The sequence below is a fragment of the Aquibacillus halophilus genome (genome assembly GCF_009649745.1).
GTDB classification, from domain to species: domain Bacteria; phylum Bacillota; class Bacilli; order Bacillales; family Amphibacillaceae; genus Aquibacillus; species Aquibacillus halophilus.
Window position 1 is genome coordinate 1 of sequence record NZ_WJNG01000018.1, and the last position, 15,313, is coordinate 15,313.

General features: G+C 34.9%; 19 protein-coding genes. 8 read left to right on the forward strand and 11 right to left on the reverse strand.

The window, feature by feature from the left end; all coding sequences use genetic code 11:
* Window positions 1–171 precede the first annotated feature (171 nt).
* Window positions 172–699, forward strand: coding sequence for a hypothetical protein (locus GH741_RS18675; RefSeq protein ID WP_153738287.1), 528 nt, complete (start codon window positions 172–174; stop codon window positions 697–699).
* A 422-nt stretch (window positions 700–1,121) separates the two neighbouring features.
* Here the strand turns inward: GH741_RS18675 and GH741_RS18680 are convergent, their stop codons facing one another.
* Window positions 1,122–1,751, reverse strand: a complete 630-nt coding sequence (locus GH741_RS18680) for a YczE/YyaS/YitT family protein (RefSeq protein ID WP_153738288.1) — start codon at window positions 1,749–1,751, stop codon at window positions 1,122–1,124.
* Between the two features lie 206 nt (window positions 1,752–1,957).
* Here GH741_RS18680 and GH741_RS18685 point away from each other — a divergent pair, with 206 nt between their 5' ends.
* Window positions 1,958–3,118, forward strand: coding sequence for an acyl-CoA dehydrogenase family protein (locus GH741_RS18685; RefSeq protein ID WP_153738289.1), 1,161 nt, complete (start codon window positions 1,958–1,960; stop codon window positions 3,116–3,118).
* Between the two features lie 161 nt (window positions 3,119–3,279).
* The gene (locus GH741_RS18690; protein WP_153738290.1) at window positions 3,280–4,200 is read left to right on the forward strand and encodes a M14 family metallopeptidase; all 921 of its coding nucleotides are present in this window, start codon (window positions 3,280–3,282) and stop codon (window positions 4,198–4,200) included.
* Between the two features lie 112 nt (window positions 4,201–4,312).
* Here the strand turns inward: GH741_RS18690 and GH741_RS18695 are convergent, their stop codons facing one another.
* On the reverse strand, window positions 4,313–4,780 hold the full coding sequence (locus GH741_RS18695; RefSeq protein WP_153738291.1) for a YndM family protein: 468 nt from the start codon (window positions 4,778–4,780) through the stop codon (window positions 4,313–4,315).
* 239 nt (window positions 4,781–5,019) lie between these two features.
* On the opposite strand from GH741_RS18695, the gene GH741_RS18700 reads away from it, so the two are divergent.
* Entirely contained in the window at window positions 5,020–5,439 is a 420-nt protein-coding gene (locus tag GH741_RS18700; protein ID WP_153738292.1) for a universal stress protein, read from the forward strand.
* Window positions 5,440–5,475: 36 nt separating this feature from the next.
* On the opposite strand, the gene GH741_RS18705 is transcribed toward GH741_RS18700, so the two are convergent.
* The gene (locus GH741_RS18705; RefSeq protein ID WP_153738293.1) at window positions 5,476–5,682 is read right to left on the reverse strand and encodes a DUF1657 domain-containing protein; all 207 of its coding nucleotides are present in this window, start codon (window positions 5,680–5,682) and stop codon (window positions 5,476–5,478) included.
* A gap of 162 nt (window positions 5,683–5,844) precedes the next feature.
* On the reverse strand, window positions 5,845–6,303 hold the full coding sequence (locus GH741_RS18710; protein ID WP_153738294.1) for a GtrA family protein: 459 nt from the start codon (window positions 6,301–6,303) through the stop codon (window positions 5,845–5,847).
* A gap of 137 nt (window positions 6,304–6,440) precedes the next feature.
* Between GH741_RS18710 and GH741_RS18715 the strand changes: the two genes are divergently transcribed.
* Entirely contained in the window at window positions 6,441–7,244 is an 804-nt protein-coding gene (locus tag GH741_RS18715; protein WP_153738295.1) for a VLRF1 family aeRF1-type release factor, read from the forward strand.
* 21 nt (window positions 7,245–7,265) lie between these two features.
* Here the strand turns inward: GH741_RS18715 and crcB are convergent, their stop codons facing one another.
* From crcB to GH741_RS18740, 5 genes are read right to left on the reverse strand one after another with little or no spacing between them, the layout of a single operon-like run.
* Window positions 7,266–7,637, reverse strand: coding sequence for a fluoride efflux transporter CrcB (gene crcB / locus GH741_RS18720; RefSeq protein WP_153738296.1), 372 nt, complete (start codon window positions 7,635–7,637; stop codon window positions 7,266–7,268).
* A gap of 3 nt (window positions 7,638–7,640) precedes the next feature.
* On the reverse strand, window positions 7,641–8,033 hold the full coding sequence (locus tag GH741_RS18725) for a fluoride efflux transporter FluC (protein WP_153738297.1): 393 nt from the start codon (window positions 8,031–8,033) through the stop codon (window positions 7,641–7,643).
* Window positions 8,024–8,431 (reverse strand): Fur family transcriptional regulator, encoded by a 408-nt coding sequence (locus tag GH741_RS18730; protein WP_153738298.1) that lies wholly within the window; start codon window positions 8,429–8,431, stop codon window positions 8,024–8,026. Before GH741_RS18730 ends, GH741_RS18725 begins: the two co-directional genes overlap by 10 nt.
* Window positions 8,428–9,279, reverse strand: a complete 852-nt coding sequence (locus tag GH741_RS18735) for a metal ABC transporter permease (protein ID WP_153738299.1) — start codon at window positions 9,277–9,279, stop codon at window positions 8,428–8,430. Before GH741_RS18735 ends, GH741_RS18730 begins: the two co-directional genes overlap by 4 nt.
* A gap of 14 nt (window positions 9,280–9,293) precedes the next feature.
* The gene (locus tag GH741_RS18740; RefSeq protein WP_153738300.1) at window positions 9,294–10,049 is read right to left on the reverse strand and encodes a metal ABC transporter ATP-binding protein; all 756 of its coding nucleotides are present in this window, start codon (window positions 10,047–10,049) and stop codon (window positions 9,294–9,296) included.
* 479 nt (window positions 10,050–10,528) lie between these two features.
* Between GH741_RS18740 and GH741_RS18745 the strand changes: the two genes are divergently transcribed.
* The gene (locus GH741_RS18745; protein WP_153738301.1) at window positions 10,529–10,732 is read left to right on the forward strand and encodes a hypothetical protein; all 204 of its coding nucleotides are present in this window, start codon (window positions 10,529–10,531) and stop codon (window positions 10,730–10,732) included.
* A gap of 204 nt (window positions 10,733–10,936) precedes the next feature.
* On the opposite strand, the gene GH741_RS18750 is transcribed toward GH741_RS18745, so the two are convergent.
* Window positions 10,937–11,266, reverse strand: coding sequence for a spore coat protein (locus tag GH741_RS18750; RefSeq protein ID WP_153738302.1), 330 nt, complete (start codon window positions 11,264–11,266; stop codon window positions 10,937–10,939).
* An 18-nt stretch (window positions 11,267–11,284) separates the two neighbouring features.
* Window positions 11,285–11,551 (reverse strand): hypothetical protein, encoded by a 267-nt coding sequence (locus GH741_RS18755; protein ID WP_153738303.1) that lies wholly within the window; start codon window positions 11,549–11,551, stop codon window positions 11,285–11,287.
* Between the two features lie 242 nt (window positions 11,552–11,793).
* On the opposite strand from GH741_RS18755, the gene GH741_RS18760 reads away from it, so the two are divergent.
* On the forward strand, window positions 11,794–12,711 hold the full coding sequence (locus GH741_RS18760; RefSeq protein WP_153738304.1) for a proline dehydrogenase family protein: 918 nt from the start codon (window positions 11,794–11,796) through the stop codon (window positions 12,709–12,711).
* A 184-nt stretch (window positions 12,712–12,895) separates the two neighbouring features.
* On the forward strand, window positions 12,896–15,295 hold the full coding sequence (locus tag GH741_RS18765) for a 3-hydroxyacyl-CoA dehydrogenase/enoyl-CoA hydratase family protein (protein ID WP_153738305.1): 2,400 nt from the start codon (window positions 12,896–12,898) through the stop codon (window positions 15,293–15,295).
* Window positions 15,296–15,313: the final 18 nt, after the last annotated feature.

Below are 15,313 nucleotides of genomic sequence, written 5' to 3' on the forward strand. Positions count from 1 at the left end.
TATATGATATTAACTACAGGTGGAGCAACGATAGATGTATTTAAAAGTATATTGAAGAACAAGGAAAGTAAGACCTTAGCGCCTAACCCCCACTAAATCGAAGATTTTGAAGGGGAATGCGGCGCTAATTTTTGTTCAATGTTATAATTTGCATAGATGGGAGGGAGTAGATTGCATAAAATACGAGTGTTAATTGTAATAATTACCTTTTTACTTATTGGTTGCCAATCTGAAACTTATCCAAAAGAATATCAGTTTTCTGATACACAAGTAAGAGAAAATATAGAAATAACTCTCTTAAAGGTCGAAGAATTTCAGCAGCAAAGATATAATATGACCACTTTTAATTTCTTGGTATTGAACAATTCGAGTGGAAATGCGAAGATCGTCGTCGAACCAGGTATTAAAATGGAAGGAGAGTTACAAAACTCTAACTACTTACAAGATAAGAAGGGTAACGCCTATTCGATAAATGGTTCAGGGCAAGAATTATACGAATGGGAGGAAATAAAAGAGGAGCCAGGTGGGGAAACGATAAGTTTACCTTCTGGATATGATAGTAAAGAAATGAATATTAGTTATGATGCTTTGGATATAGAAGAATTTGAAACTCAAGTTGTGGTCGAATTATCTAGTGGGAAGATGGTTCCTTTTATCTTTAGTGGAACGTTAGAAGATGAAAAAATGGAAAGTGAATAGTTGGCGTTCAATACAAATATAGAAAAGAACGCTAGAGCATAAAAACCAAGCTTTTTTGTTTGTTATTTGTGGTGCTAAAAATAATCTGGTTTATTATGTTATTTCACGAACTGATTTTGTATGGCCCGAACGCCAATGAACTTACTTCCTAAACTATTCTTTGCTTCGATGAACTCCATAATTGCCCTCGTAAATAACAATCAAATTGACAGTGACAACCAGATTTTTATTGTACTACAAGTAATGTCATTACTGGAAAACTGTAACCATTTTGATGTCAATTTTTATTTAAAGTCCAACAAACCTTATTTAAATAAGGAAAAATGACGTGTAAATTGACACGTCATTTTTTATCTCATTTTATTGATATGCACCTTAAAACGGGTTCCTTTAGTAAACATAACTGACTGCTTTTTGCTGATTCAAGCGAAATGTTCTTTTTGTTTCTCTGTTTTATTTTTAATTATGGCTATATATGGCATAAAGAAATTAATGAGTACTCCTGTAAGCAAGGCATTAATTAATGTTCCTATCCCAATGGCTCCTTGGAAAAAGAATGCAAGAATAACTAGCATAATACTTATTAGTGCACGAGAATAGGTTACATTCCACCCTGTTAAATCAGATAGTACAAGCATCGATCGATCTAGTGGATTCGGTGCAAAATTCGACTGTAAATAAGTTGCAACTCCGATTCCAGTAAACACTATACCCAATGCAAGTGCAAATGATTGACCAACTAACGTTAGGGGGTTAATCCAGTTACTTAAAACGAACAACCACAAATCAATACCAATACCAGTAATTAAGGAAGTAAGAAGTGCATAGTATTCTGGTCGACTTTTCTGTGCGAGGGCATTGCATAATACCATCGAGAACCCAACTACAATTTCCCAACTGCCAATTGTTAATCCAAATGTCCTGTGTAGACCGACCAAAAGTGCATCAAAAGGAGAAGCACCCAATCTAGACAAAATGGTTAGTGCTATCCCGAACGTTAAGGTTAAAATACCAATCAGATAAAAATGGAACCCCTGACGAATAAGCCTCAAGTTATCACTTCCTTATATCTAAACTGTTTCAATCACCATTCATACTATAACAAAGGGTTGATTGAATTGAAACACAGAGTTTTATAAATGGCCAATATAACATTGAATTTTCAAAGAACTAATGTATTAAATTGGCTTAAATGGAACAGTTTTTGTAACATGATAGATAATTAATCTATTACAAAAACTAAACAGGAGTGAAAGCTATGACCGATTTATTTACACCTTTTATTAAAAGTGATCGCCAAAGAAAGCTGTATGAAATGTCAGCAAGGTTAGCAACCCGTGTGGAAAAAAGAATACCTGAAATGGAAAAAAATGCTTCCTTCTCGTTGAGTAACTTAAAGGATTTAAAATCAGAAGGATATGTGACTTTACCTCTTCCTGAAAAGTATGGGGGCCAAGCAATTAGTCTATACGAATTTTTACTTCTCCAGGAAAGGCTTGCCGTTGGTGATGGATCCACTGCATTGTCAATTGGTTGGCATATGGGAGTAATAATGGAATTAAGCGAGCAAAAACTATGGACACAGGAAAAATTTGAGATGATTGCTTCAGAAATTGGTGAAAAGGGGAAGGTTATCAATCGCGCTGCTTCAGAGCCGGCAACAGGTAGCCCTACACGTGGTGGTATTCCTGAAACCAGAGCAGTACGTGATGGAGATTATTATATTCTAAACGGAAGAAAAACATTCACAACAATGGCTAGTGTCCTTGACTATTATATAGTTACAGCATTTGTAGAGGATAAGAAGGCTGTTGGAAGTTTCCTAATTGAAAAAGACCATCCGGGTGTAAAAGTAGAACATACGTGGGACACTTTAGGAATGAGAGGTACTGGTAGCGATGATTTAGTTCTTGAAAATGTAAAATTAACTGAAGATTTATTGGTGGAAATTAGTACTGCTACTCCAAAGCGCTCCCCAAAAGGTTGGTTATTACATATACCTGCATGTTACTTAGGAATAGCTATTGCAGCAAGAAATGACGCGGTTGAATTCGCCAAAACCTATCAACCAAACAGCCTTAGTACAACAATATCAGAAGTACCTCATGTGAAACAAAAAATAGGTGAGATGGATCTTAAGCTTCTTCAGGCTCGGCATTTTATGTATGCCGTTGCTGAGAAATGGGATACCCGGGTCGAGGAAAGAGAAAATCTTGGTCCAGAACTTGCTGCAGTCAAAACGACAGCCACTAATATTGCTAGTGAAGTGGTAGATTTAGCTATGCGAATCGTTGGAGGAAGGGGTCTTTCTAAAAAACTAAGATTTGAGCAATATTATCGTGATGTTAGGGCGGGACTTCATAATCCACCGATGGATGACATGGTCATTCAGATGTTAGCCAATCGTGCATTAAAATAGTATATAAGAATTAGGCGCTGGGAGATTCCAGGCGCCTATTTTTGTAAATACATTTTAACACCTTCACCATTGGTTACTTTATTAATAATATAATAGTGTAGAACAAATGCCGTCTAAACTTTCCATTCTAACGGTGTGAAGATGATAGGAGGAGGTTTCCTATGGAAAGTATAGTAAACCCTAAGGTGATTTACACCTATCAACAAATGGTAAAAGACTTAAAAAAGTTAAATCAGGTGTATCCCAATTTAGTTACCTATGATGTTATAGGTAAATCTGTTGATAATAGAAATATTTATGCAGTTAAACTAGGATTTGGTGAAACGGAAATTTTCTTGAATGGAGCACACCATGCTAGAGAATGGTTAACGACATCCTTATTGATGAACATGATTGATTATTATAGTCAGGCTTACGAAGCTAATAATAGCATTGGTGGTTATGATGTTAAAACATTATTGAACAAGGCTACAATTTGGTTTGTTCCTATGGTTAATCCAGATGGTGTGTCACTTGTTCAATTAGGTGTGAATAGTGCCAAAAGACCTGACGAAGTCATAGCAATAAATAATGGGAACGATTTTTCAACTTGGAAGGCCAATATACGTGGTGTTGACCTTAACCGTCAATACCCTGCAGACTGGGATAGTATTCAAGATAACGTGGGTCATCCAGCTTCAATGATGTATAAAGGACCGACTCCATTGAGTGAGCCGGAATCAAAAACAGTATATACATTTACATTAAATCACGATTTTAAACTAGCGGTAGCTTACCACTCATCTGGTGAAGAAATATTTTGGAAATATAAATGCAAAGGAGAATTGTTAGAAACTTCTAAAAGAATTGCTGAAATATTTAGTGAAAAAACAGAATATCAATTGGTAGACCCAGGCCCAAATCCTAGTGGTGGGGGGTATACAGATTGGTTTTTAACCACTCTGAAAAGACCAGCATTTACACCAGAGATATCGCCACTTGTAGGTCCAAGACCAGTCCCTTTAAAAAATTACGATAAAATATGGAAGGATAATAAGGAAGTAGGACTAATGCTTGCAACAGAAGCTTACCTGCATCTTTGATTCATTTCTTTTCGGAAGTTTTAAAATCATAAAGACAGGAAAGGAAAAGTTCCTGCCTTTATGGGACTAGAAGTTGTTTGATAGTTAAGGCGACGGTATTTAAATATAGGTTTTAATTATCGTCTTTTTTATCATCACGTAGTTCAATAATGTCTCGATCCAGTTTTTCCTCTGAGAATTCAGTTTGAAAATTGTTAGATAATACTCTTCTGTTAATGTAAATTTCCTTATCTTGTTTAAAGACTATTCTTTGCATATACATGTGGAAAATTGCTTCACTAATACTTATGAAGAAGGCTATGAATAGTGAAGCCGAAAAAATCCCATATTCAACCTGAAAAAAGAGGGTACTTAAAAGCCAAACAGAAATGAAAGCTAATCCAAAATCTGCTACAGTAGCAATTAAATTACCATAGCGACGGAGAATGAATAGATCTCCTATCAAATAGGATACTCCAGTAACGAGTATGCTTATTATTAATATGTTTGTTAGTGAAGCGTTATTGAATATTGCCAATATGGAAAATAATACAATAGCAATAACAATAAATTTTATCCCGAGAGCTTTTACATGATCCATAGGAAGTCCTCCTTCTGAAAATATTATTTGTCAAAAGCCAAAGAAATAACGACAAAAGAAGGGAGGTAATTATTAGCAAAAATATAATATAAGTGTAATTTCGTTGATTTTTCCCTATAGGGGAATAACTTTTTAAAAAAGTCAAAATTTTGTCTGATTTGTAAATGTTTTGACTAGTTGTTTCTATATATAGTTTTGTTTGCTATAATTAAAAAAAATTTGTGTTAGGAGATTTTATTATGTTTAATAAAATATTGTTAGCGTCTGATGGGTCTGAACACTCTATTAGAGCTGCCGAAAAAGCTTTAACCCTAGCAAATAATAATCCGAACGCAGAAATTACAGTCATATATGTTGTCGATGGTAGTAAATCAAAAACAGATGTTTTACATAATTGGAATTCGATCGATGTTGATCGTAGTAGAAAAGAAAAACTAATTCTAACCGAACAGAAATTTAAGCATGCAAATATCAAGTATGAAACTAAAATTGTCCATGGTGAACCAGGACCAAGTATTGTTAAATATGCTAATGAAAACAAAATGGATGTCTGTGTTATTGGCAGTCGAGGGTTAAATTCATTGCAAGAGATGGTGTTAGGAAGTGTTAGTCATAAAGTGGCCAAGCGAGCAACCTGCCCAGTTATGATAGTAAAATAACAAAAGGGAAATGTTCCCTTTTGTTATTTTTTAAATCTATTGGTTTTTATATTGTGGTTCTTGTGTCTCAATGTATTGGAGTCGAGCTTTTAGGTTATCTAGAACCTGTTGCTGTTGGTTACCAAGATTTTGGAACATTTGCTTCGCTGTTTGGTCTTGTGTTTCTAAAGCAAAACTGTGAAGGCTAGCTAAGACACTTTCACAACTAGAGATAGCTTGTTGCATCTGTGTTCCTACAGTCATGATTTCACCTCCTTGGATTTATTAAATCAATTACACCTCTTTTAATGATGCTCACCGAGTTCTTTTATATTAACCATTCATCATACTATTTATGAAAAAATTACTCGTAAAAGCCATCAAAGATTCTGCAATTATCTTTAATGGCTTTTTACTACCTTCAGATTAATTCAATGTCTTCTTTTCTTTTTTGTGAGTCTTTCTAAACACAAAATATTTCATTAGAAAAAAGCTTGCGGAAGAGGATAAGAACATTGCCATTCCTTTAGCAATATTTTGGTTGACAAATGTTGGCGAAAGAAAGGCCGTTTGATTCTCTAGTAATTGAAACATACCAACAAATACTATGTTATTAATTACTAAAGCTAAAGCAGCTTGTAAAATAAATAACATGATTTCTTTGGATTCGATTGTTGCATGATGGCTAAATGTATATTTAGTATTCCAAACATAACTGTTTAAAATAGCAAGTATGTAGGCAATCGTGTTAAACACTAACAATAAAGATGAGTCCTTAGTAGGCCAGATAAATAAAAGTACATTTATCGTAACAATATCAACAACTGCATTACTTATACCGATGAATCCGAATTGAATTAACTGGCCCCTGATTTTTTTCGCCATATTTTACCATCGCTTTCTATGCCGTGATTTTGAATTATTTAAAAACCGAATAATAAAAAATACGTTTTGTCTTTTCAAATTTAGGATACACACTAATATATACGATTTCAAATCCATCAAAAGGAGAGTGGGAAAGAATGAAACTTGAAAGTAAATTGAAGGATTTGCAAAACGTGAAGTTGGAAAAGCCCAATCGTGTATTGTCCATGTATCTAAATACCGATCCATCTGACCCAGATCAACAGGGTGGAGAATGGAAAATTCAACTTAAAAACGGGTTGAATAGCTTTGAAAATTATTTAGAGCAAAGTGGCGATAAAGAGGAACTTAACTATTTTAAGAAAGTCCGAGAAAAGGTAGAGAGATACGTTTATGATAACAAATTAAACTTACAAAAAAGTATTGTTTTATTTGCCAGTCCAGATGAATCCGTTTGGTTTGCAGAAAAATTACAAATGGGTGTCAAAACAGAATTTTATTGGCAGGATACTCCAGTAACTGGACAGTTATATCAAATGCAAACTATTTTTCCAAAAGTAGGAATTGTACTTGTTCAGCAAAGTAATGTAAAAGTAATTGAAGCAGAACTTGGTGCAGTTTTAGAAACAAAACATTATAAATTAGATATTGATACAGAAGACTGGAGACAGTTTGCAGGTCCTCCAAAGATTGATGCAGCATCTGGTATGGCCGGAAAGAACATCCAACAGGACAACTTTGATGATCGATTCCGAGCAAATCAGAAACGCTGGTATAAGGATTTAGCTCCTAAAATGGATAAACTTGCAAAAGATCACCAATGGAACCGTATCTATATTGTTGGTGAGAAAGAAGAAGCTAAAGATATAGAGCATTATATGAACAAGAAAGTATTCGAAGTAAAAGGATTAAATATTCTTGACCATGAAGAGTCAAAAGTGATTAAAAAAGTAGTTGCTTAAAAAGAAACACCCTTACTTATTTTATTTAGTAAGGGTGTTTGATAGTATAATAACTAGGATAACTACAATAAGACTAACAAGTAAGGTAGATACTACATAGATAAGAGCACTTCGGAACTTTTTAGCAAAGAGCATCGACAAAGTTTCACTACTAAATGTAGAAAAAGTAGTAAAAGCACCACAAACCCCGACGCCTAACAATAGCCATATCCATTGATCAATAATATTTTTGTCAAGCAATACAAACAAAATACCTAATAGAATCGAACCACTTACATTAGCTATCCATGTGCCATAAGGCATATGTGTTTTGGGTTTGTTCAACTTTATTCCGATTGCAAATCGTGCCATAGCTCCGAAAAACCCACCGATTGCTACTAAGACTAAATCCATTTTTTAGACCTTCACTCTTTTAACAGCGAGTAAGTTACCTAGAAAACACAAAAAAATCCCCCCAATTATGCTGCTAGAAACATAGATGATAGCAAGTAGGTTATTCGTGTTCCATAAAATGATTGTTTCTAACGCAAAGGCTGAAAATGTGGTGAATGAACCTATAACTCCTGAACCTATTGCAGTTATAATATTTGTAGGGAAAAGCCTCTTCAGACTAACATTGCTTAGCAGGTATGCTAAAACAAAACAGCCAATTAAATTCGTGATGAGTGTTGCAAAAGGAAACCCGTTTGTGATGGGAAGAAAAGAAATGGCATATCGGGCGGATGCTCCAATAGCTCCACCCACTCCAACTAATATAAATAGCTGCCACTCAGTTTTTATTATTGACATTGTGGACAGAGACCATAGATTTCAAACTTATGTCCCTCAATAGCAAAGTTTTGTAGTTCACCTTGTATGTCGTCCATTGGACAAGAGCGAATTTCTTTTGTAACACCACATTCGTTGCAAATAAAATGGTGATGGTGATGGTGAACACATTTAATTCGAAAATGTTTTTCGCCATTCAATTCAGTGGATTCTAAAATCCCCACTTGATTAAACAAATGAAGATTTCTGTATATGGTGTCAAAGCTAATTCCTTCATAGTTTGGTTCCATGTAGCTTAGAAGATCTTTGGCTGTTCTATACCTATCTTCGGTAGAAAAATAATTGATGATATCTTCCCGTTTATCTGTATGCTTATAGCCTTTTTCTTTTAATAATTTTAATGCTTCTTGTGCCTTCATTGTATCGCCTTCTTTCTAGACAATGTAAACCAGAGTCGTTTAACAGAGATACATATTAATAATATTATAATAGAAATAACAACAATTGTGCCACCAGGTGGAATTTCAAAATAATAGCCTGAAATTAAACCTAAAATAACAGAAGTTTCTCCAAATATTATCGATAGTAGGATTGTTTGCTTAAATCCTTTGGCAATACGAATACTGGCCGCGACTGGCAATGTCATTAAGGCCGAGACTAATAGAACACCAACGATACGTATTGAAGCTGCAATCACAAGCGCAGTTAATACTATAAATAAAAAGTGTATTCTTTTTGAGTGTATGCCAGATACAACCGCGTGTTCTTCATCGAAAGACAACATAAACAATTCTTTATAAAATAAAAACAGCGTAGTCAATACGATAACTGAGATTCCAATTATCATCCACATATCTGCGCGACTAACTGCGGAAACTGAACCAAATAAATAATTATATAAGTCGGTATTAAATCCATTTGCTAGAGATATAAAGATTACACTAAGTCCTACACCACCAGATAGTATAATAGGGATGGCTAGTTCTTGATAGGCTTTATATACACGTCGCAGTTGTTCGACAAAGACTGATGCAATAACAGAAAATGCCATTCCTGTATAAAAAGGGGTGATTCCTACTGCGTATTTTTTCTCTAATAATAAACCAAAAGCAATCCCTGCTAACGTTACATGGGAAAGTGCATCTGCGATGAGTGATAGCCGCCTCACAACAATAAATGTACCAAGTAAGGGTGCGATTAATCCAATTAATAATCCTGTATAGAAAGTATTTTGTAAAAACTCGTATTCAAAAAAATTAGCAAGCATGCTGTTTCCTCCGATTAATGGTTATGTGTAACTAGATTCAACGGATGACCATAAAATTCGGATAAATCATTTTCCGATAGATTAGAGAACTCTAGCGGATTTCCGTGAAAATGTAAGGTTTTGTTTAGGCACACAATATCAGTAGCATTACGCGTCATCGTACCAATATCATGTGTAACAAGTAATAGAGTAATGTTTTTGTGTTTGTTTAAATGATGTAATAATTCATAAAACTTCTGAACATTTTCTGCATCAACACCAACAGTAGGTTCATCTAAGATTAGCAATTCAGGGTCACTAACCAAAGAACGGGCAATAAATATACGTTGCTGCTGTCCCCCTGATAAGTCTCCAATGTTTTCATGTAAGTATTCTGACATTCCAACATGTTCAACTGCATCTGCGATTTTTTGTTTATGCTCTTTAGTAAAAAATTTAAAATACCCTACTTTTGCTGTTAACCCCATGGATACCACTTCGTGAACAGTTGCAGGAAAGCCGCGGTTAAAAGAATTTGCTTTTTGTGAAACAAAGCCAATTTTATTCCAATCCTTGAATTTATGAATAGGTGTTCCAAATAAATCTATTGACCCTTGATGTGGCTTTAGAATTCCAAGTAACAATTTGACTAGAGTGGTTTTACCACCACCGTTTGGCCCCACAAGACCAATGAATGAACCTTGTTTGATTTCAAAATTAATATTTTTCAAAGCATGTTTATTTTCATAGGCATAATTAACCTGTTTCATTGAGACAATTGGCTTTGACATATGCACTCTCCGTTTCAATGCGTGTTTTATTTCTAAGTAAATTATAATGGCTCTTTTCTGTTAGATTTTTGCTATTGATATAAAATACGTCTTAACTTTTCCGTGACTGTACCCCATTCTTATAGGATAAGTGATCGTCCATCGCTTCGGAAAAACACTCCCTTTCCATGGGGAACGCTTCAGCCTCCTCACGAGAAAAATCGCTCATTGCGGGGTCTTCAGGCTGTTCCTTTCCCATAGGAGTGTCGTATTTTTCCGAAACTTAAAATAGCTTTCTGTTCAAGTAAGACGTTATCCCAAGAAACGTTAATTTCATAAAATACCACTACTTACTAACTTGAAAATTTCATTGCGTGGAGGTTTGTATTTTTTTATGAGTCTTAGTGTATTTAGAACGCTAGTACTCTTACTAACTCCACTTATATGATGTGATTGAAGCGAAGGGCAGTCGACTCCTGCGGGAAAAGCAAATGTTTTCGATGGGACGAGTAATCGCAGTCCCAACAGCTGAAAATCCCACAGGAAGTGGTATTCTTCCGAGGAAGTTGAAGCGTTGCCCGCGGAAAGCGACTGCCCGAAGCGGAAATCAACAAGCAGGTTACGTCGAAATTTATAGATTTTGCGTCAAAAACAACAATCTTTTAGAAAACAGCCATTATAAAAACGGGATTTATTGGTTGTAACTGTTGCTCTATTTTATCGTAATCATTCCTATTTGTAAATGAGAACGATTCCGTTTTAATTCGGATATCTTGTTATCCCGGTTAGATGTGGGTACTAGAAAAAGGATATTACAAACCTCCTATGATAAGTGTATGTCTCTAGATTAATTTAATAAGGCCCTTGTGAACTTCTCACAAGAGCCTTGTTAGGTATTTTATTCATTTCTAGTGCTGTGGAAGTTGATTTGTATAACCTGTGAATTGTTGATAAGCTTGTTGAACTTTTTGTTGATCTGCAGCTTCGACACTATACCATCCATTTTTAAACATCAAGTTATAGAGGTTTCGTTGACAATCCTGTGTTTCTTGGAAAATAGTACTAAGATCTTGATAAATAGCCTGATTACTTGCTTCATTTAGTGCAGTGCTATAAGAGTCAGTCATATATTTTTCAGTTGTTAAGATATCATTTACGAAGTCTTTATCATTCATTTGTGGTGTTTTTGGAACTTGTGTTTCTGGGTTTTGGACTTTTTGGTTTTGCTGTTGATTCATCGGTAAGGCTCCTTTCTTCTAATTGATAGATTGTTGGCTTTGTTGGTTTAGATGTTGAAGGATAACGTTGTAATGCTTTTCGTGCATTTGACATGCTTTCTCTAACTCTGTTTTAACGTCAGGAATTGTACATTGTTGAGCGAAAAAGTGTGCTTTCTTGGAAGCATTTAAGTTCCATGAAAGCATATCAGTAAGATACAGTAAATCTTTTGAACTTACGATATTCGGTGGCTGAGGCATCGGCTGAGCCTGGTTTTGTCCGATAGATTGATTTTGTTGTTCCATTTTATTGGCCTCCTTAACTATTATCAATGATATAGTTCCCAAAGAAAATGAACTTATGCTAGCAACAACTTATTAATTGATAAAGGAATATTCTCAAAAAGACTGGTGAATTTAACATGAATTAATACCTCTTTGTATAAAAAGATGATAGAATGTTAATGAACAAGGTATTGAGTTTAATAGTGAATTTAGTGGAAATTATTAGTACTTACCAGAATAGCTGAGGCGTAGGGGGATTTCTTATGGAACGATTATTACGGAATTTTTTCTTATTCTTATCAAAAAACAAATTTTTTACAAAATTAGCAAAAAGATATGGATTTCGATTTGGTGCAGGCACAGTTGTTGCGGGTGAAACTATTCAGGATGCTGCAAAAATTATTAAGAAATTAAACGATAAAGGACTGGCAGTAACCATTGATCACCTAGGTGAATTTATTGATAGTGAAGATGAAGCGCGCGAGGCTGCTGACGAATGTGTTAAGGCTATTGAAACAATTGCAGAAAATAAGTTGGATTCTCAATTATCCTTAAAAATGACCTCAATGGGCTTAGATATTTCTCATCAACTAGTAATGGAGAACATGAGGAAAATTCTAGAGGCTGGTAAAAAGCATAATGTGTTTGTAACAATTGATATGGAGGATTTTGAGCGTTGCCAATCTACTCTTGATATCTTTAAGGAATTAAAAAGTGAGTATGATGGTATAGGCACAGTACTTCAATCTTATTTATATCGTACTGTTGAAGATATTGAAGATTTAAATGAATTTAAACCTAATTTACGTCTTGTTAAAGGTGCGTATAAGGAGTCTCCAAAGGTAGCATTTCCAGAAAAGAAAGATGTAGATGATAATTACAAAAAGATAATTAAAATTCATATGTTAAACGGAAATTATACGGCAGTAGCCACTCATGATGATGCTATGATAGAATACACAAAAAAAGTTGAGAAAGACTATAATATTTCAAGAGAACAATTTGAGTTTCAAATGCTTTATGGATTCCGTAACGAGCTTCAACAGGAATTAGTTGATGAAGGATATAAAATGCGAGTTTATGTACCGTACGGTAATGATTGGTATGGATATTTTATGAGACGGTTGGCTGAGCGACCAGCTAATATAACATTTGCAATTAAGGGTATTTTTAGCAAATAAGGTGATTTGAAATAAACTACTTTAGACTTAGATATTTCGCAATCCTTTGATTTATTAAAAAAGGATTGCGAAATATCTGAAAATATTTTATAGTTAAGATATAAGAAGATAAGTAATTATCTTCCTTTTTTACGGATTATAATGAATGAGTATTCATTCAAATTAATTGATAGGGGGAGAGAGTATGGTCCGAAGGATTGAGCGTGCAGCGGTAATAGGATCTGGTGTTATGGGGGCAGGAATTGCGGCCCATCTTGCAAACGTAGGAATTCAAACGTTGATGCTTGACATGGTACCCAAAGAATTAACTGATCAAGAAAAACATGCAGAACTGACATTGAAGGATATGGCGGTTCGGAATCGCTTGACTACAGTAAGTAAAAAAGCATTGCTGAAACAAAAACCATCACCAATTACTAGTAAAAAAAGCTTAGATTTAATTGAGGTAGGTAATTTAGAAGATGACATTAGTCGCTTGGGAGAAGTGGATTGGATTATTGAGGTGGTTGTAGAAAACTTAGTAATCAAGAAAAAAGTTTTAAGTTCAATTGACACTCATAGAAAAGAAGGGTCGATTGTCAGCTCGAATACATCCGGAATTTCAATTGAGAGGATGGTCGAAGAATGCTCCGAAGATTTAAAAGAACACTTTCTTGGAACGCACTTTTTTAACCCTCCTCGTTATTTAAAGTTATTAGAGATAATTCCTACAAAATGCACGAATAAAGAAGTACTAACATTCATGAAAAAGTTTGGAGAAGATGTATTAGGTAAAGGTGTTGTAGAAGCGAAGGATACCCCCAATTTTATAGCTAATCGAATTGGTACTTATGGGTTGTTAGTTACGACCCAAAAAATGCAAGAAAAGGGATTAAGTATTGGTGAAGTAGATTCAATTACAGGCCCATTAATCGGTAGACCTAAAAGTGCAACCTATAGAACTCTTGATGTAGTTGGGTTAGATACATTCGTTCATGTTGCAAACAATGTCTATGATAAGGTCGATGGGATGGAGAAAAAGTTTTTTAAAATTCCTTCCTTTATTCAAACAATGCTTGATAATAAATGGTTAGGAGCAAAGACAGGTCAAGGATTTTATTTAAAGAAAAAGACGGAATCAGGTAGTTCAATATACGAGTTGGATTACAATTCTTTAGAATACAAGGAACAAAAGTCTTTAAAAACAAAAGCAACAGAGATAGCAAAACAGGAGAAAGGCATAAACAGAAAAATGAAAGCGCTATTATCTGTTAAAGGGGATCCTGCGAGTGAATTTCTATGGGAAACTATGAAACCAGTACTTATCTACTCGGCTGATTTAGTAGGTGAAATAGCAGATGATATTAATTCAATTGACCAAGCGATGCGTTGGGGTTTTGGATGGCAATTAGGACCTTTTGAAATGTGGGATGCAATCGGATTTAAAAAATCTGTTGAAAGAATGGTAGAAGAAGGCGAGTCCATTCCTAGATGGATAACAGATATGCTTGAAAAGGGAAATGACTCATTCTATAAGAAAGAAAATGGTTCAGTTTCTTACTATCAAGATGGTCAGTATAAAACTCAAACATATAACTCTAAAGACATAAATCTTCATTTATTAAAGGAAAAGAATGGAGTAATAAAAAAGAATACCGGTGCGAGTTTAATAGACCTAGGCGACGGGGTAGCGGGTTTAGAATTTAATTCAAAGAGCAATGCCATCGGTATGGATATTCTTCAAATGATTAATCAGTCAATTGAAGAAGTAGAAAAAAATTATGAGGGTCTTGTTATCGGAAATCAAGGTAAGAACTTCTGTGTTGGTGCTAACGTCGCGCTGATGCTGATGGAAGCACAGGATGGTAACTATTTTGAAATTGACATGGTTATAAAGCAATTTCAAAAGGCCATGATGAATATAAAGTACGCGAATAAACCAGTCGTTACTGCACCATTTGGAATGACGCTAGGTGGGGGTGCTGAGGTATGTTTACCTTCAAGTGCAATACAAGCGGCGCAAGAAACTTACATGGGTTTGGTTGAATTTGGTGTAGGTCTAATACCGGGCGGTGGAGGAAACAAAGAATTATATTTAAAACAAATACGAAATCTTCCACCAGGAGTTGATTTAGATCTTCATAAGGTAACAAATACAGTGTTTGAAAGAATTGCAATGGCAAAAGTATCTACATCCGCACAAGAAGCAATAGAAAATGGATATTTGAATAAACAGGATGGTATTAGCGTTAATCAGGACCATTTAATACATGACGCAAAGCAAAAGGTTCTTAGTCTAACAAAAGCTGGCTATCAATCTCCAAAAAGAGAAAAAATTCCAGTGGTTGGTGAACCTGGTTATGCAACAATGCTACTTGGAGCTAAATCACTAGCATTTAGTGGTTATGCATCCGAACATGATGTGAAAATTGCAACAAAACTAGCATTTGTATTAGCTGGTGGTCGAGTTAAGGAAGGGTCATTGGTTGATGAACAATACTTATTGGATATTGAGCGTGAAGCGTTTTTAAGTTTAATAGGTGAACGAAAAACTCAGGAGCGAATGCAATACATGTTAGTAAAAGGAAAACCGCTACGTAACTAATTTAGTTTAAAGAGGGGG